The 16,989-nt window shown below is 67.2% G+C and carries 17 protein-coding genes; 6 read left to right on the top strand and 11 right to left on the bottom strand.

All coding sequences use genetic code 11. The features are described 5' to 3' along the window. Window positions 1–4: 4 nt before the first annotated feature. The 5 genes from NNX37_RS02180 to NNX37_RS02160 all read right to left on the bottom strand — a co-directional run bounded on the left by NNX37_RS02180 (window position 5) and on the right by NNX37_RS02160 (window position 5,908). Complete coding sequence (locus tag NNX37_RS02180) at window positions 5–808, bottom strand: thymidylate synthase (protein ID WP_255790580.1); 804 nt, start codon at window positions 806–808, stop codon at window positions 5–7. Between the two features lie 69 nt (window positions 809–877). Then, window positions 878–1,834 carry an NUDIX hydrolase gene (locus NNX37_RS02175; protein WP_407079903.1) on the bottom strand — a complete coding sequence of 319 codons (957 nt, stop codon included), beginning with the start codon at window positions 1,832–1,834 and terminating at the stop codon, window positions 878–880. An 8-nt stretch (window positions 1,835–1,842) separates the two neighbouring features. Beyond that, on the bottom strand, window positions 1,843–4,068 hold the full coding sequence (locus tag NNX37_RS02170; RefSeq protein ID WP_255790570.1) for an RNA degradosome polyphosphate kinase: 2,226 nt from the start codon (window positions 4,066–4,068) through the stop codon (window positions 1,843–1,845). A gap of 89 nt (window positions 4,069–4,157) precedes the next feature. Beyond that, entirely contained in the window at window positions 4,158–5,147 is a 990-nt protein-coding gene (gene mshD, locus NNX37_RS02165; RefSeq protein ID WP_255790566.1) for a mycothiol synthase, read from the bottom strand. Between the two features lie 62 nt (window positions 5,148–5,209). Continuing rightward, window positions 5,210–5,908, bottom strand: a complete 699-nt coding sequence (locus NNX37_RS02160; RefSeq protein ID WP_255790565.1) for a winged helix-turn-helix transcriptional regulator — start codon at window positions 5,906–5,908, stop codon at window positions 5,210–5,212. A 192-nt stretch (window positions 5,909–6,100) separates the two neighbouring features. Between NNX37_RS02160 and NNX37_RS02155 the strand changes: the two genes are divergently transcribed. From NNX37_RS02155 to NNX37_RS02140, 4 genes are all read left to right on the top strand, one after another. Further along, on the top strand, window positions 6,101–6,793 hold the full coding sequence (locus tag NNX37_RS02155) for a hypothetical protein (protein ID WP_255790564.1): 693 nt from the start codon (window positions 6,101–6,103) through the stop codon (window positions 6,791–6,793). A gap of 256 nt (window positions 6,794–7,049) precedes the next feature. Continuing rightward, window positions 7,050–7,649, top strand: coding sequence for a nitrobindin family protein (locus NNX37_RS02150; RefSeq protein WP_255790563.1), 600 nt, complete (start codon window positions 7,050–7,052; stop codon window positions 7,647–7,649). Window positions 7,650–7,696: 47 nt separating this feature from the next. After that, a complete protein-coding gene (ygfZ, locus tag NNX37_RS02145) occupies window positions 7,697–8,788 on the top strand; it encodes a CAF17-like 4Fe-4S cluster assembly/insertion protein YgfZ (protein WP_255790562.1) in 1,092 nt (363 codons plus the stop codon). Between the two features lie 57 nt (window positions 8,789–8,845). Further along, window positions 8,846–9,247 (top strand): ankyrin repeat domain-containing protein, encoded by a 402-nt coding sequence (locus tag NNX37_RS02140; RefSeq protein ID WP_255790560.1) that lies wholly within the window; start codon window positions 8,846–8,848, stop codon window positions 9,245–9,247. 7 nt (window positions 9,248–9,254) lie between these two features. Here the strand turns inward: NNX37_RS02140 and NNX37_RS02135 are convergent, their stop codons facing one another. The 5 genes from NNX37_RS02135 to NNX37_RS02115 all read right to left on the bottom strand — a co-directional run bounded on the left by NNX37_RS02135 (window position 9,255) and on the right by NNX37_RS02115 (window position 13,416). Next, window positions 9,255–9,971 carry a GNAT family N-acetyltransferase gene (locus NNX37_RS02135; protein WP_255790559.1) on the bottom strand — a complete coding sequence of 239 codons (717 nt, stop codon included), beginning with the start codon at window positions 9,969–9,971 and terminating at the stop codon, window positions 9,255–9,257. A 151-nt stretch (window positions 9,972–10,122) separates the two neighbouring features. Then, entirely contained in the window at window positions 10,123–11,154 is a 1,032-nt protein-coding gene (locus NNX37_RS02130) for a 6-phosphofructokinase (RefSeq protein WP_255790558.1), read from the bottom strand. 71 nt (window positions 11,155–11,225) lie between these two features. Next, window positions 11,226–11,468 (bottom strand): PspC domain-containing protein, encoded by a 243-nt coding sequence (locus NNX37_RS02125; protein WP_255790556.1) that lies wholly within the window; start codon window positions 11,466–11,468, stop codon window positions 11,226–11,228. A gap of 77 nt (window positions 11,469–11,545) precedes the next feature. Next, window positions 11,546–11,926: a hypothetical protein gene (locus tag NNX37_RS02120; protein ID WP_255790555.1), complete on the bottom strand. Its 381-nt coding sequence runs from the start codon at window positions 11,924–11,926 to the stop codon at window positions 11,546–11,548. A gap of 2 nt (window positions 11,927–11,928) precedes the next feature. Further along, window positions 11,929–13,416 carry a PspC domain-containing protein gene (locus NNX37_RS02115; RefSeq protein WP_255790554.1) on the bottom strand — a complete coding sequence of 496 codons (1,488 nt, stop codon included), beginning with the start codon at window positions 13,414–13,416 and terminating at the stop codon, window positions 11,929–11,931. A 134-nt stretch (window positions 13,417–13,550) separates the two neighbouring features. Here NNX37_RS02115 and NNX37_RS02110 point away from each other — a divergent pair, with 134 nt between their 5' ends. Further along, window positions 13,551–14,936 (top strand): ATP-binding protein, encoded by a 1,386-nt coding sequence (locus NNX37_RS02110; RefSeq protein WP_255790553.1) that lies wholly within the window; start codon window positions 13,551–13,553, stop codon window positions 14,934–14,936. Then, window positions 14,933–15,592, top strand: coding sequence for a LuxR C-terminal-related transcriptional regulator (locus NNX37_RS02105; RefSeq protein WP_255790552.1), 660 nt, complete (start codon window positions 14,933–14,935; stop codon window positions 15,590–15,592). Before NNX37_RS02110 ends, NNX37_RS02105 begins: the two co-directional genes overlap by 4 nt. Before the next feature lie 4 nt (window positions 15,593–15,596). Here NNX37_RS02105 and NNX37_RS02100 read toward each other — a convergent pair whose 3' ends face one another. Further along, window positions 15,597–16,817: a pyridoxal phosphate-dependent aminotransferase gene (locus tag NNX37_RS02100; RefSeq protein ID WP_255790551.1), complete on the bottom strand. Its 1,221-nt coding sequence runs from the start codon at window positions 16,815–16,817 to the stop codon at window positions 15,597–15,599. Between the last annotated feature and the right edge of the window lie 172 nt (window positions 16,818–16,989).

Raw genomic sequence — 16,989 nt, 5'->3', positions numbered from 1 at the left:
CCTCTCAGACGGCAATCGGCGCTTTGATGCCGGGGTGGTGCCGGTAGTTGAGGACCTCGAAGTCCTCCAGGGTGTAGTCGAAGATGCTCTCGGGGGTGCGGCGGATGCGCAGCTGGGGATACGGGAAGGGCTCCCGGCTGAGCTGTTCGCGGACCTGGTCCACGTGGTTGTCGTAAATGTGGACGTCGCCGCCGCTCCAGACGAATTCGCCGGGCTCCAGCCCGGTCTGCTGGGCGACCATCAGCGTCAGGAGCGCGTAGGAGGCGATGTTGAACGGAACGCCGAGGAAGGTATCCGCTGAACGCTGGTACAGCTGGCAGGACAGCTTCCCGTCCGCAACGTAGAACTGGAAGAGGGCGTGGCAGGGCGGCAGGGCCATGTTCTCGACCTCGGCCGGGTTCCAGGCCGTGACGATGTGGCGGCGGGAATCCGGGTTCTTCCGGATCCCTTCCACCAGCTTCGCGATCTGGTCAATGTGCCCGCCATCCGGGGTGGGCCAGGAACGCCACTGCACGCCGTAAACCGGGCCCAGCTCGCCGTCGTCATCCGCCCACTCGTCCCAGATGCTCACGCCGCGCTCCTGCAGCCAGCGGACATTGGAGTCGCCGCGCAGGAACCAGAGCAGCTCAAGGGCAACGGACTTGAAGTGCACCCGCTTGGTGGTGATCAGCGGAAAGGATTCGCTCAGGTCAAAGCGCATCTGGCGGCCGAACACGCTGCGCGTGCCGGTGCCGGTGCGGTCCGACTTCTGCGTTCCGTTGGCCATAACGTCGCGCAGCAGGTCTTCATAGGGGGTAGGAATACTCACCCCGCCAGTCTAGAACAGGTCAGTCCGGAGGCTGCCGGAATGCGACGGCGGCCACAGCAACCGGCGCCGCTAGTCGTCGAACGCGCGGTATTTTTCCAGGGACACAATCCGTCCCTCGTCCGCGCTGCTCACCTGGCAGATGACGGACTCGCCCGGGGCCAGATACGGGTCCTTGGCCGGCAGTCCGGCGGCCATGTCCACGGGCATGTGCGCAGCCAGCACGTCGAAGACCAGGGGCAGCACCGGCCGGTGCGTGCACACCGCCACGGGCTTGGCTTTGTCGAACAGACCCTCGACGGCGTTGCGGGCCTTTCCGGGTTTGCGCCTGGCGTTGTGCTCCGTGAGCGCGTCGACCGTCTTGAACTTGGAGCCCTCGGCCTTTACATAGGGGCGGACGGTCTGCACGCAGCGTACCCAGGGGCTGGAGACCACCCGTTTGGGCCGCCAAGACACCAGCAGCCGGGAGACGGCCATGGCCTGGCGCAGTCCCGTGGCGACCAGCGGACGTTCCCCTTCGGCACGGGTCCACGCGGAACGCGGCTTGGCCTTGGCATGCCGGACCACAATCAGCGGCCAGGTCCTCAGCCGCTGCTCGTTGTAGGCCGCCACGAGTTCCTCGAGCGGCAGTTTGTCCGTGGGGTTGGTTAGTGCTTCGGCAGCCTCTTCCGGGCTGCACCAGCGCGTTCCGTCCACTTCCTTGCCGTCGGGCCGGGCCTTGTCCGAATCCACGTGGGATGCCCAGTAGTGCACCATCTTCATGCCCGAGCCCACCGGATAGACGGTGGACGGCAGGGGGATGCCGAGGCTGATCCGCAGGCCCACTTCCTCCCGGACCTCGCGCACTGCGCATTCGGGGGTTGTCTCGCCCTCATCCAGTTTGCCCTTGGGCCAGGACCAGTCGTCGTACCGGGGCCGGTGGATCATCAGGACCTGGAGCCTGCCTTCACGCACACGCCAGCACAGGGCCCCCGCTGCCACCACCTTGATGGGGGTGTCTTCCTGAGCTGCGGGGGCCGGGGACTGCATTGCCTCCATTAGCGCCGGGCCACCGAACGCTGGCGGGACCGTGAGGCCAGCAGCCAAGACTGTACGTCCTGGAGCGGGTTGCCTTCCTCATCCTTGTGGTGCCGGGTCCAGGTGCCTTCCGGATCCAGATGCCAGCTGGCCGTGCCCGGGTCCATGTACCGGTCCATCAGGGCGATGAGGTCGGCGACGTCGTCACGGGCCACAAGCTGGACCAGGGCTTCAACCCGGCGGTCCAGGTTGCGGTGCATCATGTCCGCCGAGCCGATGAAGACCACGGGGTCCCCGCCGTTGGCGAAGGCGAACACACGGGAGTGCTCCAGGAACCGGCCAAGCACGGAGCGGACCGTGATGTTCTCGCTCAGTCCCGGCACACCGGGGCGGACAGAGCAGATGCCGCGGACAATCACGTCCACCTGTACCCCGGCCTGGGAGGCACGGTAAAGCGAGTCGATGATTGCCTCGTCGACCATCGAGTTGACCTTGATGATCACCCGCGCGTTCAGCCCGGCCTTCTTGTTCGCAATCTCGCGCTCAATCCGGTCGATCAGGCCGGACCGGACGGACCGAGGGGCCACGAGCAGGCGCTTGAACGTGGATTTCGGGGCGTAGCCCGAGAGCTGGTTGAACAGCTTGGTGAGGTCCTCGCCCACCTGCTCGTTCGCGGTCAGCAGGCCCAGGTCCTCGTAATAGCGGGCCGTGCGCGGGTGGTAGTTGCCCGTACCGATATGGCAGTAGCGGCGCAGTCCGTCCACTTCCTGCCGGACCACCAGGGACAGCTTGCAGTGCGTCTTCAGGCCCACAATGCCGTACACCACGTGCACGCCGGCCTGCTCGAGCTTGCGCGCCCAGGAAATGTTGGCCTGCTCGTCAAACCGGGCCTTGATTTCCACCAGTGCCAGGACCTGCTTGCCGGCCTCGGCGGCGTCGATCAGCGCGTCGACAATGGGGGAATCGCCCGAGGTGCGGTACAGCGTCTGCTTGATGGCCTGCACGCGCGGATCGGCGGCCGCCTGCTCCAGGAAGGCCTGCGTGGACGTGGAGAAGGAGTCGTACGGGTGGTGCAGCAGGATGTCACGGCGGCGCATCGCGGCAAACACATTCGCCGGCTTGGAGGTCTCGGACTCCTTCAGGTGCCGGTTGGTGTGCGGCACCTGCTTCGGGTAGTGCAGGTCCGTCCGGTCGATCCGGCTGATGCCGGAAAGGCCGCGCAGGTCCAGCGGTGCGGGCAGGACATAGACCTCGTCCGACTCCACACCCAGTTCGCGTTCGAGCAGCTCCCGGATGTTGGGGTTCATTTCCGGGGTGACTTCCAGGCGCACGGGCGGTCCGAAACGGCGGCGCAGCAGTTCCTTTTCCAGGGCCTGGAGGAGGTTCTCGGCGTCGTCCTCCTCCACCTCAAGGTCTTCGTTGCGGGTGACGCGGAAGGTGTAGTGCTCAATGACGTCCATGCCGGGGAAAAGCTGGTCCAGGTGCTGGGCAATAACGTCTTCGAGCGTGATGAACCGGGCGGTGCGGCCGGCGACGTTTCCGGCGCGGGGACCGTCCACGGAGATCAGCCGGGGGAGCTGGTCGGGAACCTTGACGCGGGCAAAGAACTCCTTGCCGCTCACCGGGTTGCGCACCACCACGGCCAGGTTCAGGGAAAGGCCTGAAATGTACGGGAAGGGGTGGGCAGGGTCCACGGCCAGCGGGGTCAGGATGGGGAAGACCTTCGCCGCGAACTGCTTGTGCAGGCTCGCCTTGGCGGCATCGTCCAGCTCGTCCCAGCTGACCAGGTAAATCTGTTCCTCCGCCAGCGCCGGGCGGATCTGGTGGGCGAAGACGTCCGCATGGCGCTGCTGCAGCTGATAGCCGGCAGCCACGATTTCCTCGAGCTGTTCAATCGGGCTCATGCCCGCAGCGGAGGGGACGGCCAGCCCGGTGGCGATGCGCCGTTTGAGTCCGGCAACCCGGACCATAAAGAACTCGTCGAGGTTGGAGGCGAAAATGGACAGGAAGTTCACCCGTTCCAACAGGTACAGATCCGGATCTTCGGCCAGTTCCAGCACTCTGGCATTGAAGTCCAGCCAACTGATCTCCCGGTCCAGGAAACGTTCCGGAGTGATCTCCCCGCTGGGAACAAGGGCTGGACCGAAGTCCGGGATGTCGATGCGGTCCTGGGTGGCCCGCGGTGCCGACATGGCCTCTGCGGACCCAAAGGTCGACCGGGGCTCGGCGTCGGTATCGAAACTCATAGTGTCTCCCTGGGGTGCTGGCGGCGGATCAGGGCAGGCGGTACGGGCGGACCGCCTGGCCCTGCAAACAACATTACAAGCTGCTCACCCTATGCGGGTGCGTACATCACGTCCTGGTCCCAGCGGACAAAGCCGAGCCGCCGGTACAGCGCGACTGCGGGCGTGTTGTCGGCATCGACGTACAGCATGACGGCGTCCAGGCCCGCGGCGTGCAGGTGCTCAATGCCGGCCACGGTCAGGGCCTTGCCCAGGCCCCGGCCCTGCGCCTCGGGGGAAACGCCCACCACGTAGACCTCCCCGATGGGCGGGTGTCCGCCGGTGCCCGGGTGGACCTTGGTCCAGTGGAAGCCGAGGATCTTCCCGTCGTCGTCCACGGCGAGGAGGAAACCTGCCGGATCAAACCAGTCCTCGTCCATGCGGGCCTGCAGGTCTGCAAGGCTCATGGATCCCTGCTCGGGGTGGTGCGCAAACGCGGCGGCGTTCGCGTCCAGCCAGGCCTGCTCGTCGCGGCCGGGTTCGAAGGCACGCAGCGACACCCCCGCCGGGAATTCCGCCTCAGGCAGGGAGGCATTGGACCGGCTCAGGCGCATCCTCCAGAGGTCGCGCACGGGCCGGTAGCCGAAGCGGGCAGCGAGCTCGACGGCGGCCTCGTGGTTTCCGTGCGACCAGGCAGCGGGCCGGGGGTCGCCTTCGCCGGGGGAGGAGGTGTTCCGCACCGAGTCCTGCACGGCGGCGGCAAGGGCAGTGCCGACGCCCTGGCTGCGGTAGTTCGGGTGCACTACCAGTTCCAGTACGCCCGGGTCCTGCGGGGTTTCGGAGATCAGGACGGCAACCCCGGCCAGCCATTGTCCGCTGCCGGTGTCAGGGCCGGTGTCCAGGGCATGGGTGGTGAAGACGGACAGCGTGTCCGGATCGGCGCCGGGGGACCGCAGGTCCACGAGCGTCTGCTCGGAGAGCGGCGGATTGCCGTCGGCGTCCTGCGCGGCGGACGCCAGCTGCAGGATGTCGGCGAGGGCGGCGGGCTCGGGCGTGCCACGGGTCTCGACCACGGGCCAGGCTGTCTGCGGTTCTTCACTCATGACGAAAGCCTAGCGCGGCCGGTGCGGCTCCGCAGGGGCGGCGCCGAGTGCAGGGCAAGGAGTCAGGCGTCCTGGCTGGCGGCTGCCGCCGTTTCCGCCCGGGACCGGGTGAACCGGTAGCCGACGTTGCGGACCGTGCCGATCAGGGTCTCGTGGTCCGGTCCCAGCTTTGCCCGCAGCCGCCTGACATGCACGTCCACGGTCCGGGTGCCGCCGTAGTAGTCGTAGCCCCACACCTCGTGGAGCAGCTGGTCGCGGGTGAAGACCCGGCCGGGATGCTGCGCCAGGTATTTAAGGAGCTCAAACTCCTTGTAGGTCAGGTTCAGGGCCGTTCCGTTGACACGGGCGGTGTAGCTGGCCTCGTCAATGACGACGCCGGAGGCGCGGATCTCGGTGGACGGTGCCTCGGCGGCGCCCCGCGCCGAGGCCAGCCGCAGCCGTGCTTCCAGTTCGGCGGGACCGGCCGAATCCAGGATGACGTCGTCGGCGAGCCAATTCGGGGCGACGGCGGCCATTCCGCCCTCAGTGAGGATGAGGATCAGCGGGGTGCCCAGGCCCGTCGCCTTCAGGAGCTGGGTCAGGGAACGCGCACCGACCAGGTCCCTGCGGGCATCCACCAGGATCACGTCGCTGGGATCGGTATCCAGCAGGGCCGTCGGTTCCGCCGGCACCACATGGACCTTGTGGTTAAGGAGTTCCAGGGCAGGAAGGATGTGCACAGAAGCACCGGAACTGTTGGTCAGGAGCAAAATGTGCGACATAGGTCCTCCGAGTGTTGGGCGCACATCGTTGGGCACGTTTCTTCGCCGATCCGCTTGGCTTGAAGTGATCGAAGTATACCCATCGAGCTGCCGGGCCTGTCGCTTTTCTTCTGGAGGCCGTAATAAGGCAGGATAACTAGGGTGAAACTTTGGAGTTTAGCGGTGCCGGCGGCGCTTGCCATTATCGGTATCGTGAGCGCTTCCTACGTGTCCGTGCCCGCGGTGGCAGTGATCAGCGGCGTGGCCGCCCTCCTGACCGGCGTCTGCTGGCCGCACCTGATAGGGGTGCCGGTCCGCAGGACGCAGGGTGCGGCGCTGGGTCTGGTGGGTGCAGCAGCAGTGGCCGCAACGTACTTCGCGCCCGCCGCGGCCATGCTGACTTGGCTGCCGGCCGCCGTCGCGGTGGGCGTCGGCGCCGTCTTCCTGATCCAGCTGCTCCGCGGCACGGGACAGGCGCACCGCCTCGAGTCCATCGTCGGCATCATCTCCGGCGTGCTGGTTGCCGCCCTGGGCTCCGGCTGGGTGGCCGCCGCCCGGTTGGCCGGCACGGACGGGGATCCGGGGCTCCTTACAGTGGCAGGCAGCGCCGCGCTGGCAGCCGTTGCCGTGTCCCTGATTCCGCTTCCGGACCGGATGGCTGCACCGCTGGGCCTGCTCGTCGGCGGCCTGGCCGCATCCCTGGTGGCACTGGTCGTTGCAGGCATTCCCTGGCACGTGGCAGCGTTCAGCGGCGTGGTGATTGCCGCCGTCGTGATGGCCTTCCGCCGTCTGGCCCTTTCCCGGAATGACGCGTCCAACGCTGCCGGAAAGCTGGCACTGGGCCTGGCCCCGGTCCTCGTTCTGGGATCCGTGGTCTACTTCCTCGGCAGGCTCCTGGTTTCCTAGGCCTCGGCGGGCATGGTTTTTGCCCGCGGGTGCCTGTCATGATCGAATGGCGGAAAGGAAACTGTTCCTTCCGCGCGTTAGGATGTAGCCATGGTTGCTCTCGAAATTTTCTTTATTGCCCTGCTGGGCATCACCGGCCTCGGCATGGCCGGATTCGCTGCACTGGTCGTCTCCCGCCTGTACAAGGGCCAGAAGTAAACACCGCCTGAAGCAAACACCGGCTTCCCACCCGTAATACCGAAGGACAGGTCCCGCCATGCCAATGGAGATCCCCACCGATCTGACCCCGGAATTGGTACCGCTGTCCTGGCTCATCGGTACCTGGGAAGGGTCCGGACGCCTGGGCGAGGGGGAAGCCGATTCGGAGCACTTCGCCCAGAAGGTCACTTTCACCCAGAACGGCCTGCCGTACCTGCAGTACACCGCGGAAAGCTGGCTCACCGATGAGCAGGGCACCCGGCTGCGGCCGCTGGCAGTGGAAACGGGTTTCTGGGCCCTCGACCGTCCCCTCAATGACGCCGACGGCGGCCCCGGCCTGGTACCGGCGGACATTGTGCCCGCGCTCCGCAGTGCGGACGAGGTCGAAGAGCTGCGCAACGATGCGGGCGGCTTCGATATCACCGCAACCATCGTCCACCCGGGCGGCATCGCAGAGCTGTACTACGGCCAGATCAAGGGACCGCAGATCCAGCTCACCACGGACGTGGTCATGCGGGGCGTGAACTCCAAGCAGTACTCCGCAGCCACCCGTATCTACGGGCTGGTTAACGGAGACCTCTACTGGCGCTGGGACGTTGCTTCCGAGGGCGAAGCCCTCAAGGCCCATGCGTCGGCCATCCTGAACAAGACCTCCTGAAGCGGGCCTCAGGAATAGGCCCGCGCCGCTAGGACGTTGCATCTGTTATGACGTATTCCAGCCCCCTGCTCTCCCGCCACGGCGCCGTTGAAGCCGGCGGACTCGACGCCGGTACGGCCTCGCATTACGGCGATCCGCTGCGTGAACAACGCGACCTCGCCCGCGGGACCGCCGTCGTCGACCTGTCCTTCCGCGGTGTTGTCACCGTTACCGGACCCGACCGGCTCAGCTGGCTGAACACCCTGTCGTCCCAGCAGGTGGCCGATCTGCAGCCCGGAGTGAGCTCCGAACTGCTGCTGCTCAGCGTGCAGGGCCGCATCGATTACGACGCACGGATCATTGACGACGGCGCCACGGCCTGGCTGCTCGTGGAGGCCGCCGAAGCGCCCGGCCTGACCGAATGGCTGAACCGGATGAAGTTCATGCTCCGCGTCGACATCGCGGATGTCACTGACCAGTGGGCGGTCGCCGGTGCCACCGCCGAGGTGCCGCAGTGGGAGCAGTACCTGCGCTGGACCGATCCCTGGCCGCACATCGGAACCGGGGGATTTGCCTATACCGCCGTGCCGGAGGACGAGCACCCCGGATACGAGCGGCCCTGGTTCGAATACCTGATTCCGCGCGCCGGGTTCGAAAGCGCCATCGATGCCTCCGGCCGCACCCTCGCCGGCTCCATGGCCTCCGAGGCCCTGCGCATCGCCGCCTGGCGGCCGCGGCTGGGAGCGGAAACGGACGAGAAGACCATCCCGCACGAACTGGACCTGATCCGCACCGCAGTGCACCTGGCCAAGGGCTGCTACAAGGGCCAGGAAACCGTGGCCCGGGTCCACAACCTGGGGCACCCGCCGCGCCGGCTGGTGTTCCTGCAGCTGGACGGTTCGCAGCACACCCTTCCGGCCGCCGGCAGTCCGGTTCTGCTGGGGGAGCGTCAGGTGGGAACCCTGACTTCCGTCGGAGCGCACTACGAAATGGGCCCGGTGGGCCTTGCCATGGTGAAGCGCTCCGTCGATCCGACCGTCCAGCTGGTGGTGAACGACGACGGTGAGTTGTACGCGGCCGCGCAGGAACCCATCGTCGCCCCCGATGCAGGGGCAGTGGTAGGACGTGCCTCGGGCTTCCTGAAGGCGCCGCGGCGCTGACCCCGCTTCCCCCTGCACCACGTACAGCCGAAGAAAACCAATATCTCCAGGAGCGCCATGAGCACCCCCGAATCCCGCCCCGAAATCGACGACGACGTTATTGAGCTTGCAGGCATGGTCTTTGACGCCGCACGGGCCGGCGACACCGAAGGCATCCGCCACTATCTCGACGCAGGCGTGCCGGTGAACCTGACCAACGGTTCGGGGGACAACCTGCTGATGCTTGCGTCGTACCACGGGCACGCAGAACTCACGGCACTGCTGGTGGAGCGCGGTGCGGACGTCAACACCCGGAATGACCGCGGCCAGACCCCGCTGGCCGGTGCCGCGTTCAAGGGGTACGTCGAAATCTTCCGTCTCCTTGTCGAGGCGGGCGCGGATCCCGACGCCGGATCTCCCACGGGACGGGACACGGCCGGCTTCTTCAAGCGGCAGGAAATGCTGGACCTGCTCGGCTAGCCCTGCCCTACGCGGACAGGGCTACGGAAGTCCGGCTGCCTGCCGGGATGAATCCTGAGCCGACGGCGGTCCTGGCGGCACCGATGTTGTCCAGCCGGGCCCGCCACTGCGGGATGAGGCCGCCGGCCATGGCGTCTTCAAGGGCCACCGCGCTGATGTAGCTGCCCAGTCCCTGCAGCCGGTGGCCGGGCGCCGTCAGCACACTCATATCCGCCAGGATGCCGTCGGTCACGCTGTAGCCGGCGCCGGCCACCGGCCGGGGGGTGTCGAGGGAATCATCCACCAGGACAAAGACTTCTTCCTTGCCGGCCAGCGAGGCCTCGGCCACGTCGTCCGGAGGGCAGAGCCGCTCCAGGGCGGCGGCCAGGTCCGGTTCGTAGGCTACGGCGAGGTCTTCGAGCGGAACCATGCTGGGAAAGGCATCGGCGAAAAACAGCTGTTCGGCGCCCAGCACCCTCCCGCCGTGTTCCATGGACATCTTGATGAGTCCGGAATCGCGGGTAAGCTCCGCTGCGCTCTGGGAACGGGCCCGGTCTGCGGCCCATTCCGGTCCGCTGAACACCTCGGTGCCGAAAAGGCGCAGGAAGCAGGCGGTTTCAGCCTGCTCGTTAACCCGGTAAATGCGTTCACCGGTCCCTGTCTCTGCGAGGGCATTGTCTGCCAGGCCCAGGTGGCGGGACCAGGCCAGCTGGATAATCGCGATGGTTCCCGAGTCCAGATTCATGGTTTTCAAACTACACCGCGCACTGTGCGCCCACGTAAACGCCCTGCCGGGCGGACGGAATCCTCAGCAAATACACAGGATCGCTGACGGATTCGGTACGGCGGCAGGGCGCGCGGCGGGCAACGGGGCGGGCAGGAACCCCGGACCCGGCCTAGCCGAAGAGGATGGCAGCCTCGTCGTAGCGCTGCTCGGGCACCGTCTTGAGGTTGCCCAGGGCCTTTTCGAAGCCGACGTGGACAATATCCGTACCGTGCAGCGCCACCATGGTTCCCCACAGGCCGTCCACCACAGAATCCACTGCCGCCATGCCCAGCCGGGTGGCCAGGACCCGGTCGAAGGCAGTGGGGACGCCGCCGCGCTGGATATGGCCCAGCACCGTGGCCCGGGTTTCGATGCCGGTCCGTGCCTCGATCTCCGGGGCCAGCAGTTCGCCGATCCCACCCAGCCGCGGACGGCCGAAACTGTCGAGGCCGCGCTCCGAATGCGGCATCTCCATGTCAGTGGTGACGAATCCTTCGGCCACCACCACCAGCGGTGCACGTCCACGGTCCCGGGCGTCGCTGACCCACTGGGAGATCTGGTCAATGCTGACCGGGTGCTCGGGAATCAGGACGGCGTGGGCGCCGGCCGCCATACCGGTATGCAGGGCAATCCAGCCGACATGCCGGCCCATCACTTCGGCCACCATGCAGCGGTGGTGGGATTCACCGGTGGTGCGCAGCCGGTCGCAGGCCTCGGTGGCAATCTCCACAGCGGTATCGAAGCCAAAGGTGTAGTCCGTGGCGTCCAGGTCGTTATCGACGGTTTTGGGGACGCCGACGATTTTCAGTCCGGCGTCCGTCAGCCGTTGTGCAGCGGCAAGGGTGCCCTCGCCGCCGATGGCGATGACTGCGTCGATCCCCAGGCGCTCCAGCGTTGCCTTGATCTTTTCCGGGCCGCCGTTGGGACCTTCAAACGGGTTGGTACGGGAGGTTCCGAGGATCGTGCCGCCCTGCTTGGAGATACCGCGGACGCTGGAGCGCGGGAGGTCCATGATGTCGCCGTCGACGACGCCGCGCCAGCCGTCACGGAAGCCGACGAACTCAATGTCCTCGTATTCCTTGATGCCTTTGAGGACGGCACCGCGGATCACGGCGTTCAGCCCGGGGCAGTCGCCTCCGCTGGTGAGGATACCGATTTTCATGTGATTACCCCTGGATCTGCTGGCGGTGGGTGGGTCTTGCCCTTGATTCTAGCCAGCCCTGAGGGCACCGACTAAGCGCGGGGACTCACCAGTGACTGCAGGAGGATGGTTCCATCGGTTTTCGGCAGCAGCAGCCAGGCCACCAGATAGGTGCCGATCCCTACAAAGGGCAGCAGGAAACTGAGGAGGACGCCGATCCGGACCAGGGACACATCCCAGCCGTAGGCGGCGGCGACACCGGCGCAGATCCCGCCGAGCCAGCCTTTCCGCCGTTTGATCGGGGAGGAACGCACAATGCTGAAGAACTTTTCCATGGACTAAGCCTTATCTGATGGTGTCGGAATAGGGAAATGAGGGACCGGCTGCGGGAGGGTGCGGAGGGGAATCCGCGTCAGCGGGAGCGGTTCCGTTGAAGGCCGGACAGGAACCCGCCCACCAGGAGGGCCAGACCGGCACCAAGGGCGAGGCAAAGGGCCAGCACCATCGGATCCACCGAGAGGTTCACGGTGTTGATCAGCAGTACGAGTACGGCCAGGACGGTCAGCACCAGGCCCCACACCACTGTCCCCACCTGCAGTGCGCGGGGCGGGACGGGAGCTGGGGTGTCGTCGGTCTCCACCGCCGGTGCAGCGGAGCCGCGGGGATCCACCGCGTCTGTTTCGGGACTGCCGGGACCCGGGTCCGCGGCTGGTGCCGACAGACGGTCCGGGGCTTTATAGCTTTCGGGTCCGTACTGGCGTCCCAGATAATCCCTCTCGTTGTCCTGTTCCATGGCTAGAGATCGCTTTCTTCCGTCGTGACGAGTACGTTCCCCGCGAGTCCGCGGACATCAATGGTGATCCGGTCGCCGTCGGCGCCGTCGTTGAGCGTGCGCTCGTCGGATGGCAGCCACAGCCCGCTGTATTCCTGCCGGTCCGACCCGTCGTTTACCTCGATATTTCCCGCAGCCATGCCGAACCGGATGGTTACCGGCGCATCCTCGGGAACCAGGAAGGCGAGGTTCCCTGCGGCGACGCTGGCCGGGATCTCGAAGCTCCCCGAAGTCTCGGTCTCCCGCAGGTCAACTGTGCCGTTTGCGGCGATCACGGTGTAGCCGCCGCCCGCCTGAGCAGCGTCCCGCGGCGCCCACTCCGCATCGCTGGCCACCAGCAGGTTGGCGTTGACCATGCTGCCCTGGGTCAGGAGGGAGGCTACGAGGGCTGCCACTGCCGCCGTGCCGATCCCGCCGGAGTGCCTGCCGACCACACCCAGGATCACGATGCCGATGCCCAGGACGGCAGCGGCCGCTGCCAAGGCAACGGATACCGGTGCGCCCAGGGAAATGACATTGACGTAATCCAGGGCGAGGACGGTTCCGCCCGCGAGAAGGGCGGCACCGAAGAGAGCCGCTGCAAAGGACCCCGGGGCTCCCGGGACGCGCTTTGCCTTTTCGGCGCGTTCGGCGTTCCGCTTCGAGTCGGCTGCCAGCGGCGGAACTGGCCCGGGCGGAACGGCAAACCCGCCGTGCGGTGCGGCGGTAAAGGGAGCTGTGCCGCCGGCAGGTGCAGAACCGGCAGGGACATTGCCGGCGGCGGGCATGCCGGGTTTGGCCAGCGAAACGGGCTTCCCGGGTCGGGAGTCCCTGGTGCCGGCAGTTCCGGCACCGGCGGGAGGAGTGACGGCGACTGAGGTCGCCGGGTCCCCGGACGCATCCGCAGCGGCTCCATGGCCGGAAAGGAGCTTGTGTCCCTTCCCCGTGGAGAACCAGTAAACGGCGGCCACACCCGCACCGATCCAGAACAGCGTCCAGACGGCGGCGCCGAACCAGCTGTCTGCGAGGAAGGAAGCGCCGGGGCCGCCCATGCCGATGAGGGCGAAAATGAGCGCCCCGGTCATGCCCGATGTCCAGGTTCCGCGGCCCGCCTCTTCGAGATGGATCCTGCCGTCCGGTTCCGGAAGCAGTGCCCAGGCGACCCCGTATACCAGGAAACCGATTCCGAAGACGCCCAGGACTACAAACAGGCCGCGGATAAGCACCGGATCCAGTCCGGTCCGCGCGGAGATCCCGGTGGCTACTCCGCCGAACCACCGGTCACCGCCGCGCACGACGCCGAACGTGCGGACCCAGCGAAAGAAACCGCCGTGGATGCCGGCAGGTGCCGGCCCGGCACCCTCCGCACCGGTGCCGGCCGCATGGCTGCCTGCCGGGGCAGGCCGCTGCTCAGCTGGAGGCTGCGATGCGGGGTCTTGTGCTCCGGAATCAGGAAATGGGGAAGGGTTCATGCCTCCAGTCTTCTCCCGCTGCCGCCCGGCCGCATCAGGGACTACCCTGAGCTGCCCCTGAACGTGCCCTGAAGAAACACACAAATTGGCCTCCGGGCCGGTCCCCGGCACCTCCGGCGTGCTTGGATGGGGCCATGAGAGAACCCTTGGTGCGTCCCCGGGACCGGATTATTGCCGGCGTCTGCGCCGGACTCGCAGCACATCTGGGCTGGCCCGTGAAGCTGACCCGGATCCTGATGGCCGTGCTGGTGCTGGGTGCCGGAAGCGGCGTCATTCTCTACGGCTGGCTGTGGGTCATGGTGCCGACGCAGGAGGAGCAGGAGAAAAAGGAGCAGGTCTCCGCCAACCCGCGCAGTATTGCCGAGAACTATGCCCGGCAGCTGCGGGAAGGCGCAGTGCCCTCGCACGGTCCCGGAAAGGGTCCGGGAAAGGCTGGGCAGCGGGAAGTGGCAGCCGGTCTTGCCCTGCTGCTGGTGGCTGCAGCCGTCGTTGCCCAGCGGCTGGGCGCAGACCTGAACTGGGGGTTGTTTGTTCCGGTCGCCGCGATTGCCGGCGGTGCGGTGCTGGCCTGGTCCCAGCTGGACGAGCGCCGGCGGGCGGGGCTGATGAACAGCGCCGGCGCGGACCGTGCCTCCGGCCTGATCCGGCTCACAGCAGGCCTGCTGTTGGTGGTGGCCGGGGTGCTGGTGGTGATCTCGGGGGCCGTGAGCTGGGATGTCCTGATGTCCGGGCTGCTGGCCTCCGCCGCCGTACTGGCCGGCGTGGCACTGGTTTTTACACCGTGGGCCGTAAAACACTGGCGGGACCTGGAAGCGGAACGGTCCGGACGGATCCGGCAGACCGAGCGGGCTGAAATTGCGGCCCACCTGCACGACTCGGTCCTGCAGACCCTGGCCCTGATCCAGAAACGGGCCGGTTCCGAGCAGGATGTGATCCGGCTCGCCCGGGCCCAGGAAAGGGAGCTGCGGCAGTGGCTGTACTCTGACCGGGCCCGGGCGGAAGACCACCTCGTTGAATGCCTGCGCCGCATGGCTGCCGAGATAGAGGACGCCTACGGGCATCCGATTGAGCTGGTGGCCGTTTCGGACGCGGAGCTGGATGAGCGGACCGAAGCCCTGGCCTCCGCCGCCCGGGCAGCCGTGCTCAACGCCGCCCAGCATGCGGGCGGAACGGTTTCGGTTTATGTTGAATGCCGCCCCGAGCAGCTCGAGGTCTTTGTGCGGGACCGCGGGCCCGGATTCGATCCGGAGGCAGTGCCCCCGGACCGCATCGGTGTGCGCGGCTCCATCATCGGACGGATGCAGCGCGCCGGGGGCAGCGCCGCCATCCGCAGCACTTCGGACGGAACCGAGGTCCGGCTGGTGCTGCCGCTGCCGAACGGCCCCGACAACGGTTCCGGTGAGCCGGGAACGGGCGGCTCCGCCGGTAGTACGGCGCACGGCGCCAGGGCAGCACGCCCCCGGGAAGCCGGGAAGAACTCTCCAATCCATGTCTCAAGCAACGGAGCGCAACCTCAATGACGGCCCACCCGCAGCTGCCCATCGACGTCGTGGTGGTCGATGACCACGCCATTTTCCGCTCCGGCCTCCGGGCGGACCTGGACGCACGGATCAACGTGGTGGCCGAAGCAGACAGCGTGGAAACGGCAGTTGCAGTGATCACGGCCCGGCGGCCCGCCGTCGTCCTCCTGGACGTCCACCTGCCCGGCGGCAACGGCGGCGGCGGCGCGGAAGTGCTGGCCGGGTGCGCCGGGCTGCTCGGGGTCACCAGGTTCCTGGCGCTGAGCGTGTCCGATGCCGCCGAAGACGTGGTGACGGTGATCCGTGCCGGTGCGCGCGGCTACGTCACCAAGACCATCTCCGGGCCGGAGATTTCCGACGCCGTTGTCCGGGTGGCCGGCGGCGACGCCGTCTTCTCGCCCCGCCTGGCCGGATTCGTGCTTGATGCCTTCGGTACGGCGAGCGTGGCGGTCGATGACGAACTGGACCGTCTCTCGGCCCGGGAACTGGAGGTCATGCGGCTGATCGCCCGCGGCTACAGCTACAAGGAGGTGGCCCGCGAGCTGTTTATTTCCGTGAAGACCGTGGAAACCCATGTTTCCTCGGTGCTGCGCAAACTCCAGCTCTCCTCACGGCACGAGCTCACCCGCTGGGCCGCGGACCGCCGCCTGCTCTAGCTGCCTACCGGCCCTTGCCGAGGAAGTCCTGCAGCCGCTCCATGCCGACGGCGAGGTCTTCGTCGCCCAGGGCGTAGGAGAGGCGGAGGTAGCCCGAGGGGCCGAAGGCTTCGCCCGGCACCACTGCAACTTCCACGGTATCCAGGATCAGGGCTGCCAGCTCGGCGGAGGTCTGCGGCCGGACCGGACCGTTCTTGCCCGGGAACTCGCGTCCAAGCAGTCCGCGGACATCCGCGTAGGCGTAGAACGCGCCTTCGGGCATGGGGCACTCCACACCGTCAATCGAGTTCAGGGCCGAAACCATGGCCTTGCGGCGGCGGTCGAAGGCCTGCTTCATTTCGTCCACGGCGGTCAGCGGTCCCGACACCGCAGCCAGCGCCGCCATCTGGGACACGTTGGACACGTTGGAGGACAGGTGGGACTGCAGGTTGGTGGCGGCCTTGATGACGTCCGGGGCGGCGATCATCCAGCCGACCCGCCAGCCGGTCATGGCGTAGGTCTTGGCCACGCCGTTGAGCACAATTACCTTGTCGCCGAGCTCCGGCGCGGCCGTGGCAATGGAAGTGAAGGGCACGCCGTCGTACGTCAGGTGTTCGTAGATCTCGTCCGTGACGACCCACAGCCCGTGTTCCGCAGCCCACCGCCCGATCTCCGCCACCTGCTCCGGCGGGTACACCGCGCCCGTCGGGTTGGACGGCGAGACGAAAAGGAGCACCTTGGTGCGTTCCATGCGGGCGGCCTCGAGCTGCTCTACGCTCACCAGGTAGCCCTGTTCCGGCCCGGCGAAGACCTCCACGGGAACACCGCCGGCCAGCCGGATAGCCTCCGGGTACGTGGTCCAGTACGGCGTGGGAACCAGGACTTCGTCGCCCGGATCCAGCAGCGTGGCGAAGGATTCGTAGACGGCCTGCTTGCCGCCGTTGGTCACCAGGACCTGTGCGGGCTCGACGGCGTAACCGGAGTCCCGCAGGGTCTTGGCCGCAATGGCCTTTTTCAGTTCAGGCAGCCCTCCGGCGGGGGAGTAGCGGTGGAAGCGCGGCTGGCGGGCGGCGTCCACGGCGGCGTCGACAATGTAGTCGGGGGTGGGAAAGTCAGGTTCCCCGGCGCCGAAACCGATCACCGGGCGCCCGGCCGCCTTGAGTGCCTTGGCCTTGGCATCCACTGCCAGGGTTGCGGACTCGGCAATGGATGCGATGCGCTCTGATATACGGCCGGTGGAAGACATGGGGTTCCCGTCTGGTGTGTGGCAGCTTAGGTGCGCCCCGTCGGTCCTGCCGGACGACGGCGGCATTCCACCAGTTTAGGCGCTCGGAATCCGCGCCGCAGGCACGCCCGGCCCGCGGCAGAGCCGCCCGGTTCGACGGGACGCCAAAGTTTGCGTAGACTGGTTCTTCGGT

It is taken from the genome of Arthrobacter zhaoxinii (assembly GCF_024385505.1).
In the GTDB taxonomy this organism is placed as follows: Bacteria; Actinomycetota; Actinomycetes; order Actinomycetales; family Micrococcaceae; genus Arthrobacter_B; species Arthrobacter_B zhaoxinii.
Note: the sequence above shows the minus strand (reverse complement) of the source record. Positions and strands in the feature narration are given on the sequence as shown.